Here is a 16,528-nt window from a genome sequence, read left to right as displayed (position 1 = left end):
CCATTCAAGTTTACGAAGAAAGCAAGGCATGAGTTTGATACCCAAAAAAGGCACTGTCTATGTCGTCGATGACGACGAAGGCGTTCGTGACTCGCTGCAATGGCTGCTTGAAGGCAAGGACTACCGGGTGCGCTGTTTTGATTCAGCCGAAACGTTTTTGAGCCGCTACGATGCGCGTGAGGTGGCTTGTCTGATCGTCGACATCCGCATGGGCGGCATGACCGGTCTGGAGTTGCAGGACCGCCTGCTGGAACGCAAGTCGCCGCTGCCGATCGTCTTCATTACCGGCCACGGCGACGTGCCAATGGCCGTGGACACCATGAAAAAAGGTGCGATGGATTTCATCCAGAAACCCTTCCAGGAAGCCGCGCTGGTCGACCTGGTCGAGCGCATGCTGGCGCAGGCCAAGGATGCCTTCAACGACCACCAGCAGTCGGCCAGCCGCGACGCGTTGCTGGCCAAGCTGACGTCACGCGAAGCGCAGGTTCTGGACCGCATCGTTGCCGGCCGCCTGAACAAGCAAATTGCCGACGACCTGGGCATCAGCATCAAGACGGTCGAGGCGCACCGCGCCAACATCATGGAAAAGCTCAATGCCAACACCGTGGCGGACCTGTTGAAAATCGCCTTGGGCTCCACTGCCCCCAAGGTCTGACTCGCATCAAATACTCCGTTTTTAATAGCAGCCTACGCCCGTGGCACTTGCGCTGACGGGCGTTTTTACTTGAAACTTAAGAACATGACCGCCCAACTCATCGATGGCATTGCACTTTCGCATCAACTGCGAGGCGAAGTTGCCGTTCGTGCAGCCGCCCTGCGTGCCCGGGGCATCACGCCGGGACTGGCTGTGGTACTGGTCGGCGACAGCCCGGCCAGCCAGGTGTATGTACGCAACAAGGTGAAGGCCTGCGAAGACAACGGTCTGCATTCAGTGCTGGAGCGCTACCCGGCCGCCATGAGCGAAGCCGAACTGCTGGCGCGCGTCGACGCATTGAACAACGACCCGGCGATTCACGGCATCTTGGTGCAATTGCCGCTGCCGGCGCACATCGACGCGCAAAAGGTCATCGAGGCGATTTCACCGGCAAAAGACGTGGACGGCTTTCATGTCGGCAGCGCCGGCGCGCTGATGGTCGGCCAGCCCGGTTTCTGGCCCTGCACGCCGTATGGCTGCATGAAGATGCTGGAAAGCATCGGCTACGATCTTCGCGGCAAGCATGCCGTGGTGATTGGCCGCAGCAACATCGTCGGCAAGCCAATGGCGCTGATGCTGCTGCAGAAAAACGCCACCGTCACGATTTGCCACAGCGCCACCGCCAATTTGAAAGCCATGACACTGCAAGCCGACGTGATTGTGGCGGCAGTCGGCAAGCGCAACGTGCTGACCGCCGACATGGTGAAGCCCGGCGCGGTGGTGATCGACGTGGGCATGAACCGAAACGATGAAGGCAAACTTTGCGGCGACGTGGATTTTGACGGCGTCAAGGAAGTGGCCAGCTACATCACACCCGTGCCCGGCGGGGTGGGCCCGATGACCATCACCATGCTGCTGGTCAACACCCTGGAAGCTGCTGAACGCGGCTAGATCAGGCAGCGAGCCATTGCTCATTCAGCGTGCCGTGATACGGCGCTGCGTGGTTACCGCTCCGGGCGGGCGCTCAGGCGCCAGAGCGCGAACCCGGCGCACAGCCACTGGCCCACCAGCATCGCGCTGCCCAACCCATGCCAGAGCCGCAGGTTGCCGCCGTCAACGCGGGCGCTGACAATGCGCGGTGCCACGGCAAATTCAACCAGCAAGGCCAGCAACATGCCAGCTACTATGAATTTCATAGCTGCTTGCGCAGGTGCTGCTTGCGCGTACAGGTCTTTTTGATTAAACACCAGCAACATCAGCAAGGCGCAACCCGTGCTGAGCCAGGTTTGCGCGCCAAACAGTTTGGCCGCCATGGCGCCTGCAGCCGCCGGACTTCCCAGGTGCATGAACAGCATCGGCACGACGACAAAACCCAGTGCCGTCAAGCTGCCCCACCACAGGGCCGCCGCCAGCAGCCCGATTCGCTGACGCGCTGGCGGCTGCATCAAAGGTAGCTGACCGACACGATCTCGTAGCGGCGGATGCCGCCAGGTGCCTGCACTTCTGCGCTGTCGCCCTCGTCCTTGCCAATCAGCGCGCGGGCAATCGGCGAGCCGATGTTGACCAGCCCCAGCTTGATGTCAGCCTCGTCTTCACCCACGATCTGGTAGGTCACGCTGTCGCCAGTGGCTTCGTCTTCCAGTTTCACGGTCGAGCCAAACACGACGCGTGTGCCCGGCTCGAAAGTGGTGGGATCAATGATCTGGGCCGCTGACAACTTGCCTTCGACTTCCTGGATGCGGCCTTCGATGAAACCCTGGCGGTCCTTGGCGACTTCGTATTCGGCGTTTTCGCTCAGGTCGCCTTGGGCACGCGCTTCTGAAATCGCATTGATGACCCACGGGCGCTGAACCGTCTTGAGGTTGTGCAATTCGGCTTTCAGCTTTTCCGCGCCGCGCTTGGTGATGGGTAAGGTGGTCATGTTTGGGTCCTGCAAAATGCGAAACCGCCACCAGTCACCTGGCGGCGGTATGTTTGATCGTCTTGACGTTTTAGTTTAATGCATGTTCGGCAAGGTCAACCGGGAGTTTCACCTGATCGTCAAGCTGCCTGCGCTGCCAGTTGGGCGTGCAGTTCCTGGATCGAATAAATGCTCAGGTTGTCCAGGTACTTCATGCCTTCAACCGCCGCTTCAGCGCCTGCAATGGTGGTGAAGGTCGTCACACGGGCCAGCAGGGCCGAAGTGCGGATCTGCCGTGAATCGGCAATCGCGTTACGGCGTTCTTCCACGGTGTTGATGACCAGCGCAATCTCGTTGCTCTTGATCATGTCCACAACGTGCGGCCGCCCTTCCGTCACCTTGTTGACCACGCCGCAGGCAATGCCGGCCACATTGATGGCCGCGGCTGTTCCCTTGGTGGCCACCAGCTCGAACTTGAGCTCAACCAGTGCACGCGCCACGTCCACCGCGCGCGCCTTGTCGTTGTTCTTGACAGTCAGGAAAACCTTGCCGGACGTGGGCAGCTTCGTGCCGGCGCCGATCTGCGACTTCACGAACGCTTCGCCAAAGGTCTTGCCAACCCCCATGACCTCGCCAGTGGACTTCATCTCGGGGCCGAGAATCGTGTCCACGCCGGGGAACTTGACGAAGGGAAACACGGCTTCCTTGACGCTGAAGTACGGCGGGGTGACTTCGCGCGTCACGCCCTGCGATGCCAGCGACTGGCCGACCATGCAGCGCGCCGCCACTTTGGCCAACTGGATGCCGGTGGCCTTGCTGACGAAAGGCACGGTGCGTGATGCCCGCGGATTGACTTCCAGTACGTAGATGACATCCAGGCCGTCGATGTGTTGAATGGCGAATTGCACATTCATCAACCCGACCACGTTCAGCGCTTCGGCCATGGCGGCGGTCTGGCGCTTGATTTCGGTGACGGTTTCCAGGCTCAGCGAATACGGCGGCAGCGAACACGCCGAGTCCCCACTGTGAACGCCGGCCTGCTCGATGTGCTCCATCACGCCGCCGATGAAGGTCTTGCCTTCCGAATCGCGGATGCAGTCGACATCGCATTCGATGGCGTCGTTCAGGAAGCGGTCCAGCAGCACCGGGGAGTCATGGCTGACCTTGACCGCTTCACGCATGTAGCGCTCCAGGTCGCGCTGCTCGTGGACGATTTCCATGGCGCGACCACCCAGCACATAGCTGGGGCGCACCACCAGCGGGTAACCGAGTGCGGCGGCTTTTTCCAACGCTTCCGGCTCGGTGCGGGCCGTGGCGTTGGGCGGCTGGCGCAAGTCGAGTGCGTGCAGCAGCTTCTGGAAGCGCTCGCGGTCTTCGGCGGCGTCGATCATGTCGGGCGAGGTGCCGATGATGGGCACGCCGTTGGCTTCCAAGTCCAGCGCCAGCTTCAAGGGCGTCTGCCCGCCGTATTGGACGATCACGCCAAACGGCTTTTCCTTGTCGACAATTTCCAGCACGTCTTCCAGCGTGAGCGGCTCAAAGTACAGGCGGTCGCTGGTGTCGTAGTCGGTCGAAACGGTTTCAGGATTGCAGTTGACCATGATGGTCTCGTAGCCGTCCTCGCGCATCGCCATGGCAGCGTGCACGCAGCAATAGTCGAACTCGATGCCCTGGCCGATGCGGTTCGGACCGCCGCCCAGCACCATGATTTTTTTCTTGTCCGTGGGCGCGGCTTCGCATTCGCTGCCCTCAGCCTCGTAGGTCGAATACAAATAGGCGGTGTTGGTTTCAAACTCGGCCGCGCAGGTATCGACCCGCTTGTAGACCGGACGCACACCCAGCGCAATACGCTTTTCGCGGATCGCGGTGTCGGTGGTCTTGAGCTGGCGCGCCAAGCGGCGGTCAGAGAATCCTTTTTGCTTCAGCGCGCGCAGGGTGACGGCATCGATCTTGTCCAGCGTCGTGGTTTCCAGCTCCAGCTCAATCTTGACGATCTGCTCGATCTGCACTAGGAACCAGCGGTCGATTTTTGTCAGTGCAAAAACTTCATCGACGCTCAAACCCATGGCGAACGCGTCGCCCACGTACCAGATGCGGTCGGGCCCAGGCGCGCCGAGTTCCTTTTCCAGCACTTCACGGTCCTGGGTTTTCTCGTTCATGCCGTCCACGCCGACTTCCAGCCCGCGCAGGGCTTTCTGGAACGATTCCTGGAAGGTGCGGCCCATGGCCATGACTTCACCAACCGACTTCATCTGCGTCGTCAGGCGCGAATCGGCGGTCGGGAATTTTTCAAACGCAAAACGTGGAATCTTGGTGACCACGTAGTCGATGCTCGGCTCGAAGCTGGCCGGCGTTGCGCCGCCGGTGATCTCGTTGCGCAGCTCGTCGAGCGTGTAGCCGACGGCCAGCTTGGCGGCAACCTTGGCTATCGGGAAACCCGTGGCCTTGGACGCCAGCGCCGACGAACGCGACACCCGCGGATTCATCTCGATCACCACCATGCGGCCGTCATCGGGATTGATGGAGAACTGCACGTTGGAGCCGCCGGTATCGACGCCTATTTCGCGCAGCACGGCCAGCGAAGCATTGCGCAGGATCTGGTATTCCTTGTCCGACAGCGTCTGGGCCGGCGCGACGGTGATCGAGTCGCCGGTGTGCACGCCCATCGGGTCGAGATTTTCAATCGAGCAGACGATGATGCAGTTGTCAGCGGTGTCGCGCACCACTTCCATCTCGTACTCTTTCCAGCCGAGCAGCGATTCCTCAATTAGCAGCTCGCTGGTCGGTGACGCTTCAATGCCGCGCTTGCAGATTTCCTCAAACTCTTCCGGGTTGTAGGCAATGCCGCCACCCGTGCCGCCCAGCGTGAAGCTGGGGCGGATCACGGTGGGGAAACCCAGCGTTTTCTGCACGGTCCAGGCTTCTTCCAGGGTGTGCGCAATGCCCGAGCGCGCCGAACCGAGACCAATCTTGGTCATCGCGTCCTTGAACTTCAGGCGGTCTTCAGCCTTGTCGATGGCTTCAGGCTTGGCGCCGATCAGCTCGACATCGTATTTTTCCAGCACGCCGTTGCGCCACAGATCGAGCGCGCAGTTAAGCGCCGTCTGTCCGCCCATGGTCGGCAAGATCGCGTCGGGCCGTTCCTTGGCGATGATCTTTTCCACCGTCTGCCAGGTGATCGGCTCGATGTAGGTGACGTCCGCTGTCGCCGGGTCGGTCATGATCGTGGCCGGGTTGCTGTTGATCAGGATGACCTTGTAGCCCTCTTCGCGCAGCGCCTTGCAGGCCTGCACGCCGGAATAGTCAAACTCGCAGGCCTGGCCGATGATGATCGGGCCAGCACCAATGATGAGAACTGATTTGATGTCTGTGCGCTTAGGCATTCTTCTTCTCCTGGCTTTGCGCCATCAGCGCTGTGAAGCGGTCGAACAGGTAGGAAATGTCGTGGGGTCCGGGTGACGCTTCCGGGTGGCCCTGGAAGCAGAACGCCGGCTTGTCGGTGCGGGCCAGACCCTGCAGCGTGCCGTCAAACAGGCTGATGTGCGTCGGTCGCAGGTTGGCGGGCAGTGTGGTTTCATCGACCGCAAACCCGTGGTTCTGGCTGGTGATGCTGACGCGGCCGGTGTCCAGGTCTTTCACCGGATGGTTCGCGCCGTGGTGGCCGAACTTCATCTTGAAAGTCTTCGCACCGCCGGCCAGCGCCATGATCTGGTGGCCCAAGCAGATGCCGAAGGTCGGAATGCCGGTTTCGATCAATTCCCCAATCGCCGCAATGGCGTAATCGCAAGCCTGCGGATCGCCCGGGCCGTTGGCCAGGAAAATTCCGTCCGGATTGAGCTTGAGCACATCGGCCGCCGATGTCTGCGCCGGCACCACCGTGATGCGCGCGCCGCGTTCGGCGACCATGCGCAGGATGTTTTTCTTCACGCCGAAGTCATAGGCAACGACATGAAAGCGCGGTGTGATCTGCACGCCGTAGCCCGAGCCGAGTTTCCATTCGGTCTGTGTCCATTCGTAGGTGTGCTTGACCGACACGACCTTGGCGAGATCAAGGCCAGCCATGCTGGGCGCCGCCTTGGCGGTGGCAATCGCCTTGTCAATGGCCGCTTGGCTGACAGCTTCTCCGGACGCTAGCGCCAGGATGCAGCCATTTTGCGCGCCGTGGATGCGCAGGTGGCGCGTCAGCTGGCGGGTGTCAATCCCTGCAATTGCCACGATGTTTTCGCGAACCAGGTATTCGGCCAGCGTCATGGACGCGCGAAAGTTCGACGTGATCAGCGGCAAGTCCTTGATGATCAGGCCGGCGGCGTGGACTTTGCTGCCTTCGACGTCTTCGGCATTAATGCCGTAGTTGCCGATATGCGGATAAGTAAGGGTGACGATCTGCTGGCAATAGCTCGGGTCCGTGAGGATTTCCTGGTAGCCGGTCATGGCGGTGTTGAACACCACCTCACCGATCGTGGCACCTGGAGCGCCAATCGAATTGCCAATAAAGACCGTGCCGTCTGCGAGCGCCAAAATGGCGGGCGGGGTATTTCCCTGAAGAGACAAAAGCACTGGGTTCTCCGGTTGTGTACGGTTCGCCCAAGCAAGCACAGGAAGCGTCTTTTTCAGACGCTTGCAGGCGGCTTTTGTGAAGGGGGATGGCTTTGTATGCGCTTGGGCGAAGCTGTGTTTTGAAAAGCCACTGATTATATAACGCCCCCACGGTCGCCCACTTTGTGTGGCTCCCTGCCCCCCGAGGGGGCCGCTTCGCCTGCGGCCTGGCGAAGCCAGTTCCGCGGCCCCTGCTTGAAGTTTCGCCGCTTTGCTGCTCAGGTTTCGGAAAGCGAACTTGCGTAAAGGCAAATGGCTGCTGCTGCGGCGACGTTGAGTGACTCCTCGCCGCCCGGCTGGTCGATTCGCACCTTCAGGCTGGCTCTGGCCATCAGGTCATCGCTGACGCCCTGCCCTTCATGGCCCATGGCCCAGGCGCACGGCATTGGCAATTTCTGCTGGTGTACGAAGCTGCCGTGGTGCGAGCTGGTCACCACAATCGGCACCGTGAGTCCCGACAATGCCTCGGGGTCAACGCCTTCGATCAGACGCAGGGCGAAATGCGCGCCCATGCCGGCGCGCAGCACTTTGGGCGACCACAGCGCGGCTGTTCCCTTGAGCGCGATGATCTGGCTGAAACCAAAAGCCGCCGCGCTGCGCAGGATGGAGCCGACATTCCCGGCATCCTGCACACGGTCCAGAATGACCGACGCAGCGCCGGGCTGGACTTCGGGCACGGCTGGCAGTTCGAGCACGAAGCCCATGCGCGCTGGCGATTCGAGTCCGCTGATATCGGGCAGCAGTGCATCGGCTATCACTATGTTTTTCATAGCTACTGATGCCCACTCGGCGTGCGCCAGAGGCCAAAAAGACTCTGAAAAAACTGCGATGACTGGTTTCAGGCCGCGCGCCAGTGCGGCTCGGCACAGGTGGTCGCCTTCCAGCCAGACGCGGCCCTGCTTGCGGTAAGCGGTGTTGTCATGCGACAGCCGGTGCAGGTCCTTGACCAGAATATTGTCGCGTGACGAAACATGCGTGACCGGAACAGAAAAACCGCTGCTCATCGCAACACCCCAGCCACAGGCGCAAACGAACGCCGATGCTGCGGACACGCACCGTGCTGGCGCAAGGCAGCCAGGTGCTTGGCCGTTCCATAACCCTTGTGGCCGGCAAAACCGTATTGCGGGTAAAGCAGGTGATAGTCGCCGCACCAACGGTCGCGGTAGACCTTGGCCAGAATCGACGCTGCCGAAATGGCCGGAACCAGCGCATCGCCCTTGACAATCGCCTCGGCCAGGATCAGCAGCCGGGGCAACTGGTTGCCATCGACAAGCACCTTTGACGGTTTGAGCCGAAGGTTTTCTACCGCCCGCTTCATGGCCAGCAAAGTCGCCTGCAGAATGTTCAGGCTGTCAATTTCTTCCACGCTCGCCATGGCAATCGAGCAGCACAGCGCCTTGGCCTGGATTTCGTCGTACAGCTTCTCGCGTCGCAACGCCGTGAGTTTTTTTGAATCGGCCAGGCCCGCGATGGGATTGAAAGGATCCAGAATGACAGCTGCCGCCACCACCGGTCCGGCCAGCGGCCCGCGTCCGGCTTCGTCGACACCGGCCATCAAGCCGGGCGTGTCCCACGAAAAGACAGTCTGTTCAGGTTTCAAGGATTTTCTGGATTGCATCGGTGGTCAATTGGGAAGTGTCTCGCTGCAGTTCTGCATGCAGCTGGGTAAATCGCTGTTCAACGGCTCTGATTTTTTCAGGGGCCGATGATTTTGCATCAATCCATTCATGCAGCGCTTGCGCCAGCGCCTCGGGCGTTGCCTGATCCTGCAGCAGTTCAGGCACGACAAAATCGCGGCACAAAATATTCGGCAGGCCGACCCAAGGCTGCAGTTGCTTGCGCTGCATGATCTGCCACGACAGCCAGTTCATGTTGTAGGCAATCACCATAGGGCGCTTGAACAGTGCCGCTTCCAATGTCGCGGTACCACTGGCGATCAGGGTGACGTCACAGGCCGCCAGTACCCTGTGCGACTGACCAGCAACGATCTGCACATCGGCGCGGACGCCAGCCTGATCAGCCAGTTGCTCGATCAGAGCTTTCAGCGCCGGAATCGCCGGCACTATGAATTGAATCGCGGGGTATGCCCGCTTGACAAGCGCTGCAGCCTGAAACAATCTTAAAGCCAGGTACTCGATTTCCGATTTCCGGCTGCCAGGCAAAATGGCGACGACCGTGGCCTTGTCGGGTAAGCCCAGCGCGTGGCGGGCCGCCTGTCGGTCCGGCTGCATTGGAATCACGGCCGCCAGCGGATGGCCGACATAGGTCGCGGCAATTCCGTGAGCAGCCAGCAGGGCCGGTTCAAATGGAAAGATGCACAGCACATGGTCAACACTGCGTCTGATTTTTTCCACCCGGTCGGCCCGCCACGCCCAAATCGAGGGACAGATAAACTGCACCGTCTTGATGCCCCCAGCCTTCAACGCCGCCTCCAGCCCGAGGTTGAAATCAGGCGCGTCAATGCCGATGAAGACATCGGGACGATTGCCGGGGTCCGTTAACAGGCGTTTTTTCAGTTGCTCGCGGATACCGGAAATTTCGCGGTAGTGACGCAGCACCTCGACATAACCGCGAACAGCCAGTTTTTCGCTCGGCCACCAGGCCTGAAATCCCCGACGGACCATTTGTGCGCCGCCGATGCCGCCAGACGTCAAGGCAGGCCAGCGTGATGTGAGGCCGTCAAGCAGCAAGCCTGCCAGCAGGTCACCCGAGGTTTCACCAGCGACCATGGCGATGTCAGGGGCCGAGGGGGCACTGGAGCGGACAGAAAAGCCCTGCTCACTTCGCAGTGGCAGGGGCAGTGGCGCGGCCGACATTGCGGCTTTAGCGAACGATACCGCGCTGCGGCGAGGATTGCTCTAGAAACGAAAGCATCATCTGCACGTCTGGCATGGACTCCGGATATTTTTGAGTCAATTCAGCAATATTCAGCTTGGCCTGTTCCAGTGTCAACCCGCCGCGGTACAGCGCCTTGTGCATGGCCTTGACAGCCGAAATACGGTCAGCTGAAAAACCCCGGCGGCGCAAGCCTTCAAAGTTCATCGAGCGCGCTTTGGCGGGCTGGCCCTGGCACATTACAAAGGGTGGCAAATCAGCGAGTACCACTGAAGAAACAGCAGTAAAACTGTGGGCGCCCAGCCGCACGAACTGGTGTACGCCGGTAAAGCCGCCGAGGATCACCCAGTCGTCAACGTGAACATGACCGCCCAGCGTGGTGTTGTTGGCAAAAATCGTCTGGTTGCCGACCACGCAGTCATGCGCCACATGCACGTAAGCCATGATCCAGTTGTCGTTGCCCATGCGGGTCACGCCCAGGTCGCCGGGCGAACCGATGTTGAAGGTGCAGAACTCGCGAATCGTATTGCGGTCGCCAATGACCAGCTCGCACGGCTCGCCAGCGTATTTCTTGTCCTGCGGCACACCGCCCAGCGCATTGAACTGGAAAATGCGGTTGTCAATGCCAATGCGGGTGTGGCCCTCGATCACACAATGTGCGCCGACCGTCGTGCCAGCGCCTATGCTGACATGGGGGCCGATCACCGTGTAGGGCCCGACAGTCACCGAACTGTCGAGCTGGGCGCGGGGGTCAACCAGGGCCGTCGCATGGATGCCCGAAGGCTCGGCTGCCAGCGTCATGACCGCGCCCTCAGGCCACTGTGCGCATAGTGCACATCAGTTCGGCCTCACAGGCAATGTTTCCGTCAACTCGCGTCACGCCCTTGAACTTGAAAATTCCAGCCTTCATGCGCAGCAGGCTCACGTCCATGATCATCTGGTCTCCAGCGGTCACCGGACGCTTGAAACGCGCGCCGTCGATGCCGGCAAAGTAATACACCGTCTTGTCGTCGGGCGTGACGCCCAGCGTGGAAAACGACAGAAGCGCCGCCGCCTGCGCCATCGCTTCGATCATCAGCACCCCGGGCATGACCGGATGCTTTGGAAAATGGCCCATGAAAAAAGGCTCATTGATCGTGACGTTTTTCAACGCCTTGATGCTTTTGCCGGTTTCAATTTCAAGCACCCGATCGACCAGCAAGATGGGATAACGGTGCGGCAATAACTTGAGAATCTGGTGAATGTCCATCATGATTTTTCTTCTTTGAATCTAGCCTGCAGTTGCAGCAGGGTTTTTTCTGTTTGTTTGAGCCGCTCACGCAGCGCATGAAGCTGCTTGAGCGTGGCGGCATTCTTTTCCCAGGCGGCATTGTCGTCGATGGGAAACAGGCCGGTGTAATGGCCAGGCTTTAACAGCGACCGGGTCACGGTCGTGGCTGCCGAGACATGTACACCGTCCGCCAGCCTCAAATGACCCAGCACGATCGCACCGCCGCCGACGGTGCAATGCGCCCCAATCGTCGCGCTGCCGGCGACACCTGCGCAGCCAGCCATCGCGGAATGCCGGCCTACCCGGACGTTGTGGCCGATTTGTACCAAGTTGTCGAGCTTGACACCGTCTTCAAGCACAGTGTCCTGCAGGGCGCCCCGGTCAATGCAGGTATTGGCGCCGATTTCCACGTCGTTGCCGATGCGCACTGCGCCCAGCTGCTCGATCTTGACCCACTGGCCGCCGTGCGGCGCAAAGCCGAAGCCGTCCGCGCCAATCACGGCGCCGGGATGGATGATGCAGCGCTCACCGATGCTGCAACCGTCAGCCACTGTCACGCGCGCTGAAAGCCTGCTGTGTGCACCAACAGAGGCATTCATGCCAATGACGCAATGCGCGCCAATCCGGGCACCTTCGCCAATCGCTGCACCAGCCTCAATGCAGGCGAATGCACCTATCGACACATTCGCGCCAATGCGGGCGGTCGGATCAATTAGCGCGCTGGAATGGATGGCGGGCGCGGTATCTGGCGCATGCAGCCTTTTCCAGAGCTGGGTGACCAGTGCAAAGTAATGGTAGGGATCGTTCACCACGATGCAGGAACCGCGCTTCAGTGCCGCATCGCGGACTGAGTGCGCGACGATCACGCAGCCTGCCCCGGATTGCGCAAACTGTCCGAGGTACTTCGGATTGCTGAGGAAGGTAAGTTCGTTCGGACCCGATGCGTCCAGGGTGGACAGCCCCTCAATCAGCACTTCCGGGTTTCCGATCAGTTCGGCCGGCACCTGGTCGCCCAGCAGCCGGGTGATGTCAGCAAGTTTGAGCGTCATGCAGGCCAGCCTTTTCCACGCTCATGCTTATGCACACCAACGGAAATTACTTGGAAGCGTTCAGCGCCTTGATCACCTTGTCGGTGATGTCATGCTTGGGGTTCACGTATACCGATTCTTGAAGAATCAAGTCGTATTTTTCAGTTTCTGCCAAGGTTTTGACGACCTTGTTGGCACGTTCGATCACCAGTTGCAGCTCTTCATTCTTGCGGGCGCTCAGATCTTCCTGAAATTCCCGGCGCTTCGTCTGAAAGGTCCGGTCCTGGTCAACCAGTTGCCGCTGGCGCACGGTTCGCTGGCTTTCCGCCAGTGTCGGCGCTTCACGCTCGAATTTGTCCGACTGGGTTTTTAACTGGGTTCCAAGATCGGTCAGTTCTTTTTCACGCTTGCTGAATTCCTGCTCCAGCTTGGTCTGGGCCGCCTTGGCCGAATTGGCTTCGCGGAAAATGCGGTCGAGGTTGACGACGCCCACCTTGAATTCCTGCGCGCTGGCGGAAAAACCGGCGACTGCAATCACCAGGCCGAGGAGAATTTTGCTGGAAAAATTTTTCATTAGAAAGAGGTACCAATTTGGAATTGCAAACGTTCGATTTTATCGCCGGCCTGTTTACGAAGGGGCACGGCGTAAGCAATGCGCAACGGGCCGACAGGGGAAATCCAGCTGATGCCAAGACCGGTAGACACCCTGAGGCCATCAGGGCCGCTGAGTTTATAGCTGTCCTTGAACACATTGCCGGCATCGACAAATCCGTACATGCGCAAGGTGCGGTCGTTTCCAGCCCCTGGAAACGGCGCGATCAATTCGGCATTGAGTGTCAGCTTTTTCGGTGCGCCGACGGAAAGGTCGGTACTGTCGCGAGGACCCAGCGATCCCTGCTGGAAACCGCGCACCGAGCCCAAGCCACCGGAATAGTAATTTTTGAACAGTGGGTAAGGTTGGCCGTTCAGTCCTTTGCCCCAGCCCAGTTCACCGTTCAGGGCTACTGTGAATTGCTTGTTCAGCGGAATGTACTGCTGGATCTGGTAATTGGCACGCACAAACCTGATGTCGCCAGCAATACCCCAGTCGCCATAAACCCGTTGAAAACGTCCCGAGGTGGGCACCAGGGCACTGTCGCGGCTGTCGCGTGACCATCCCACTGTCAAGGGAATCGAATTGCTCTTTTCACCGAATTTATTAATATAGTCCTGGTAGCTGACGGGCAGGTTGGTACCGGGAACGATGGTCAAAGACTCGTAGCCGGTGCCAAAGTAAACCGTGTCGGTTTCCGTGAACGGAACGCCAAAACGGATGCTTGCACCGCGGGTCTTCAACTTGTAGTCGCCGCCCTGCCCTGAAAGCGGCTGCGAGGTCCGGTCATAAACGTCAATAGAGCGCGAAATGCCGTCGGCCGTGAAATAGGGATCGATCGTGCTCAACACCAACTGGCGATTTGACTTGCTGGTGTTGACTTCAATGCCCAGGTAATTGCCTGTGCCAAAGACGTTTTCCTGTTTGATGCCGAACATCAGCGAGACACTGTCAGCGCTGGAATAGCCGGCGCCCAGCTGCAAATTACCGGTGGGCTTTTCAGCCACATTGACGGTGATGTCCACCTGATCGGGTGTACCCGTGACTTCCTGCGTTTCCACATTCACTTCGGTGAAAAAGCCCAGGCGGTCGACGCGGTCGCGCGAAAGGCGGATCTTGTCGCCGTCGTACCAGGACGACTCGAACTGGCGAAATTCGCGGCGCACTACTTCGTCGCGGGTTCGGTTGTTGCCCGACACATTGATGCGCCGCACATAGGCACGACGGGAAGGATCCGCCTGAAGCACAAAAGCCACGCGGTTGTTCGCGCGGTCGATCTGGGGAACCGCCTCGACCCTGGCAAAAGCAAAACCAAACACACCGAAATACTCGGTAAAGGCCTTGGTGGTTTCAGCCACCGAATCTGCGTTGTAAGGCTCGCCGGGCTTGATGACCACCAAGGACTTGAATTCTTCCTCCTTGCCCAGGAAGTTGCCTTCCAGCTTGACGCCCGACACAACAAAACGCTCGCCTTCTGTCACGTTCAGCGTGATCGCAATGCTCTGCTTGTCCGGAGAAATCGCCACCTGCGAAGTGTCTACCTTGAACTCCAGGTAGCCACGCGACAGGTAATAAGAACGCAAAGACTCAATGTCTGCATTCAGCTTGGGGCGGGAATAACGGTCTGATTTGGTGTACCAGCTCAACCAGCCGCCGGTGTTCAGATCGAACAGTCCGAGCAACGTCGAATCATTGAATGCCTTGTTGCCAGTGATGCGGATTTCGTTGATTTTTGCCACATCACCTTCAACCACGTTAAAGGTCAGGTTGACGCGATTGCGCTCGATCGGTGTGACGGTAGTGATGACCTCGACGCCATACAGGCTCTTGTTGATGTACTGGCGCTTGAGTTCTTGCTCAGCCTTGTCAGCCAGTGCTTTATCGAACGGCTGGCCGTCAGCGATACCGGCATCGCGAAGCGCCTTTTTCAAAACGTCCTTGTCAAACTCCTTGGTCCCGACAAAGTCCACGTCGGCGACGGTAGGACGCTCTTCGACAATCACAACCAGCACATCGCCATTGACTTCAAGCCGCACATCCTTGAAAAGGCCCAGACCAAACAATGCGCGAATGGCGCTGGAGCCCTTGTCGTCGTTGTAGGTTTCACCAGCCCTAAAAGGCAGCGAGGCAAAAATGGTGCCGGGCTCAACGCGCTGAAGACCTTCGACCCGGATGTCCCGAACGGTGAAAGGGTCAACGGCCCAGGCTGTATTGGCGAGTAACAGACTGGCTGCGATGGCGCAGACAGCACGAACTTGAAGACGATTGAATTTCTTTTGCATGAATTGAGAGGAGTTAGCCGACAAGCCGGGTGACATCGTTGAAAAGGGCAATGCTCATCATGCCCAGGAGAATTGCAACGCCACCGCGCTGCAGACGGTCCATCCAGGCGTCAGACACGCCCCGACCGGTGATCCATTCCCAAAGATAATACATCAGGTGACCACCGTCCAGAACCGGCAGCGGCAGCAGGTTCAACACGCCCAGACTGACACTGACCAGGGCCAGAAATATAAGATAAGACGTCCATCCCATGGTGGCAGACTTGCCGGCGTAATCGGCAATGGTGAGCGGACCACTCAGGTTCTTCAACGATGCTTCACCGATGACCATTTTTCCCATCATCTTCAGGGTTAGCGCAGACACTTCCCAAGTACGGACAGCGCCTTGCCACAGGCCATCGAGCGGGCCATAACGCACCGTGACAAATTCAGGCGGCGCGCCGACGTAAGCGCCGATGCGGGCCACCGCTACATTGTTCTCCTGGCGAATTTCAGGGGTGACCAGCAAGGCGAGTGGCTGCCCCGCCCGCAAAATCCGCCAGCTTTGAGGTACCACGGCGCCTTGGCTTGCCTCTGGCGACTGGGCATAGGAGCGAATGGTGTCACGCAACTGCTGGCCATCGACGATTGAGATATCGCCAATTCGCTGAACCACATCGCCCGCCTTAAGGCCTGATTTTTCAGCGGCGCTGGCCACCATGACTTCGCCAATCACAGGTGCGGTCCATGGCCCGGTGATGCCGATTTTTCGGAACAGTTGGGCATCGGCATTGGCGGCATCAAGTTTGCTGAGTGACAACATAACTGTTCGTGTCGATGCGCCTGCTTCGGCGCCGAGCAGCAGTTGCAAATCTTGCCCATCCAGCGCGCCCTGGGTCAGGCGCCAGCGGAGATCTTCAAACGAGCGAACCGTTTCCAGCTCCTCGCCGTCGAAAGCCGCCTTCTGAACAATCTCGCCGCCACTCAGCCCGGCTCGCGCCGCCAATGAGCCTGCTACCGGACTGGCCAGTATCGCCTTGGGTTCTTGCACACCACTCCAGTTCACCACCGCATACAGCAGCACGGCCAGTAGCAGGTTGGCCAGCGGCCCCGCTGCCACGACCGCGGCACGTGACTTGAGCGGCTGGGTATTGAACGCGAGATGGCGCTCGGCCGGATCGACAGGCGCTTCCCGTTCGTCAAGCATCTTCACATAGCCGCCCAGCGGCAGCATGCCGATAGAAAAATCAGTGTCCTTGCCCTTCAGCCGCCAGGTAAAAAGCGGCTTGCCAAAGCCGATGGAAAACTTCAATACCTTGATGCCGCAGGCCACGGCCACCCTGTAATGGCCGTACTCGTGCACGGCAATCAGAATTCCAAGGGTCACCAGAAATGAAATGAGCGTCAGCATG

Annotated in this window: 15 protein-coding genes; 2 read left to right on the top strand and 13 right to left on the bottom strand. The window is 59.4% G+C overall.

All coding sequences use genetic code 11. The annotated features are described in order from the left end of the window. Positions 1-28: 28 nt before the first annotated feature. Together H4V98_RS10120 and folD are read left to right on the top strand one after the other, a co-directional pair. Entirely contained in the window at positions 29-655 is a 627-nt protein-coding gene (locus H4V98_RS10120) for a response regulator transcription factor (protein WP_196863869.1), read from the top strand. Between the two features lie 84 nt (positions 656-739). Beyond that, entirely contained in the window at positions 740-1,585 is an 846-nt protein-coding gene (folD, locus tag H4V98_RS10115; protein ID WP_196863868.1) for a bifunctional methylenetetrahydrofolate dehydrogenase/methenyltetrahydrofolate cyclohydrolase FolD, read from the top strand. A gap of 53 nt (positions 1,586-1,638) precedes the next feature. On the opposite strand, the gene H4V98_RS10110 is transcribed toward folD, so the two are convergent. The 13 genes from H4V98_RS10110 to rseP form a co-directional block, all read right to left on the bottom strand. Beyond that, positions 1,639-2,079, bottom strand: coding sequence for a DUF4149 domain-containing protein (locus H4V98_RS10110; protein WP_196863867.1), 441 nt, complete (start codon positions 2,077-2,079; stop codon positions 1,639-1,641). After that, positions 2,079-2,555 carry a transcription elongation factor GreA gene (greA, locus tag H4V98_RS10105; protein ID WP_196863866.1) on the bottom strand — a complete coding sequence of 159 codons (477 nt, stop codon included), beginning with the start codon at positions 2,553-2,555 and terminating at the stop codon, positions 2,079-2,081. Before greA ends, H4V98_RS10110 begins: the two co-directional genes overlap by 1 nt. Positions 2,556-2,674: 119 nt before the next feature. Next, entirely contained in the window at positions 2,675-5,917 is a 3,243-nt protein-coding gene (carB, locus tag H4V98_RS10100) for a carbamoyl-phosphate synthase large subunit (RefSeq protein WP_196863865.1), read from the bottom strand. After that, positions 5,910-7,091, bottom strand: coding sequence for a glutamine-hydrolyzing carbamoyl-phosphate synthase small subunit (gene carA / locus H4V98_RS10095; protein ID WP_196863864.1), 1,182 nt, complete (start codon positions 7,089-7,091; stop codon positions 5,910-5,912). The genes carB and carA overlap by 8 nt, the downstream gene beginning before the upstream one ends. Before the next feature lie 257 nt (positions 7,092-7,348). Continuing rightward, positions 7,349-8,134: an RNA methyltransferase gene (locus H4V98_RS10090; protein ID WP_196863863.1), complete on the bottom strand. Its 786-nt coding sequence runs from the start codon at positions 8,132-8,134 to the stop codon at positions 7,349-7,351. Beyond that, positions 8,131-8,748: a ribonuclease HII gene (gene rnhB / locus H4V98_RS10085; RefSeq protein ID WP_196863862.1), complete on the bottom strand. Its 618-nt coding sequence runs from the start codon at positions 8,746-8,748 to the stop codon at positions 8,131-8,133. Before rnhB ends, H4V98_RS10090 begins: the two co-directional genes overlap by 4 nt. Continuing rightward, positions 8,720-9,859, bottom strand: coding sequence for a lipid-A-disaccharide synthase (gene lpxB, locus H4V98_RS10080; RefSeq protein WP_196863930.1), 1,140 nt, complete (start codon positions 9,857-9,859; stop codon positions 8,720-8,722). The genes rnhB and lpxB overlap by 29 nt, the downstream gene beginning before the upstream one ends. Before the next feature lie 94 nt (positions 9,860-9,953). Next, positions 9,954-10,766 (bottom strand): acyl-ACP--UDP-N-acetylglucosamine O-acyltransferase, encoded by an 813-nt coding sequence (gene lpxA / locus H4V98_RS10075; protein WP_196863861.1) that lies wholly within the window; start codon positions 10,764-10,766, stop codon positions 9,954-9,956. Positions 10,767-10,776: 10 nt separating this feature from the next. Further along, positions 10,777-11,217, bottom strand: a complete 441-nt coding sequence (fabZ, locus tag H4V98_RS10070) for a 3-hydroxyacyl-ACP dehydratase FabZ (protein WP_036810831.1) — start codon at positions 11,215-11,217, stop codon at positions 10,777-10,779. Continuing rightward, positions 11,214-12,284 (bottom strand): UDP-3-O-(3-hydroxymyristoyl)glucosamine N-acyltransferase, encoded by a 1,071-nt coding sequence (gene lpxD / locus H4V98_RS10065; protein WP_196863860.1) that lies wholly within the window; start codon positions 12,282-12,284, stop codon positions 11,214-11,216. Before lpxD ends, fabZ begins: the two co-directional genes overlap by 4 nt. Before the next feature lie 46 nt (positions 12,285-12,330). After that, positions 12,331-12,837, bottom strand: a complete 507-nt coding sequence (locus tag H4V98_RS10060) for an OmpH family outer membrane protein (RefSeq protein WP_196863859.1) — start codon at positions 12,835-12,837, stop codon at positions 12,331-12,333. Beyond that, positions 12,837-15,137 carry an outer membrane protein assembly factor BamA gene (gene bamA, locus H4V98_RS10055; protein WP_196863858.1) on the bottom strand — a complete coding sequence of 767 codons (2,301 nt, stop codon included), beginning with the start codon at positions 15,135-15,137 and terminating at the stop codon, positions 12,837-12,839. The genes H4V98_RS10060 and bamA overlap by 1 nt, the downstream gene beginning before the upstream one ends. A 13-nt stretch (positions 15,138-15,150) precedes the next feature. Further along, a complete protein-coding gene (gene rseP / locus H4V98_RS10050; RefSeq protein ID WP_196863857.1) occupies positions 15,151-16,527 on the bottom strand; it encodes an RIP metalloprotease RseP in 1,377 nt (458 codons plus the stop codon). Position 16,528 lies beyond the last annotated feature (1 nt).

The organism is Polaromonas sp. CG_23.6, from assembly GCF_029892315.1.
Classification (GTDB): Bacteria; Pseudomonadota; Gammaproteobacteria; order Burkholderiales; family Burkholderiaceae_C; genus Polaromonas.
Note: the sequence above shows the minus strand (reverse complement) of the source record. Positions and strands in the feature narration are given on the sequence as shown.

What these genes read in the sequence shown, in the direction of transcription:
- H4V98_RS10120 (WP_196863869.1), top strand. Translation starts at nt 29, where the DNA reads ATGAGTTTGATACCCAAAAAAGGCACTGTCTATGTCGTCGATGACGAC.
- folD (WP_196863868.1), top strand. Translation starts at nt 740, where the DNA reads ATGACCGCCCAACTCATCGATGGCATTGCACTTTCGCATCAACTGCGA.
- H4V98_RS10110 (WP_196863867.1), bottom strand. Translation starts at nt 2,079, where the DNA reads ATGCAGCCGCCAGCGCGTCAGCGAATCGGGCTGCTGGCGGCGGCCCTG.
- greA (WP_196863866.1), bottom strand. Translation starts at nt 2,555, where the DNA reads ATGACCACCTTACCCATCACCAAGCGCGGCGCGGAAAAGCTGAAAGCC.
- carB (WP_196863865.1), bottom strand. Translation starts at nt 5,917, where the DNA reads ATGCCTAAGCGCACAGACATCAAATCAGTTCTCATCATTGGTGCTGGC.
- H4V98_RS10090 (WP_196863863.1), bottom strand. Translation starts at nt 8,134, where the DNA reads ATGAGCAGCGGTTTTTCTGTTCCGGTCACGCATGTTTCGTCACGCGAC.
- rnhB (WP_196863862.1), bottom strand. Translation starts at nt 8,748, where the DNA reads ATGCAATCCAGAAAATCCTTGAAACCTGAACAGACTGTCTTTTCGTGG.
- lpxB (WP_196863930.1), bottom strand. Translation starts at nt 9,859, where the DNA reads ATGGTCGCTGGTGAAACCTCGGGTGACCTGCTGGCAGGCTTGCTGCTT.
- lpxA (WP_196863861.1), bottom strand. Translation starts at nt 10,766, where the DNA reads ATGACGCTGGCAGCCGAGCCTTCGGGCATCCATGCGACGGCCCTGGTT.
- fabZ (WP_036810831.1), bottom strand. Translation starts at nt 11,217, where the DNA reads ATGATGGACATTCACCAGATTCTCAAGTTATTGCCGCACCGTTATCCC.
- lpxD (WP_196863860.1), bottom strand. Translation starts at nt 12,284, where the DNA reads ATGACGCTCAAACTTGCTGACATCACCCGGCTGCTGGGCGACCAGGTG.
- H4V98_RS10060 (WP_196863859.1), bottom strand. Translation starts at nt 12,837, where the DNA reads ATGAAAAATTTTTCCAGCAAAATTCTCCTCGGCCTGGTGATTGCAGTC.
- bamA (WP_196863858.1), bottom strand. Translation starts at nt 15,137, where the DNA reads ATGCAAAAGAAATTCAATCGTCTTCAAGTTCGTGCTGTCTGCGCCATC.
- rseP (WP_196863857.1), bottom strand. Translation starts at nt 16,527, where the DNA reads ATGCTGACGCTCATTTCATTTCTGGTGACCCTTGGAATTCTGATTGCC.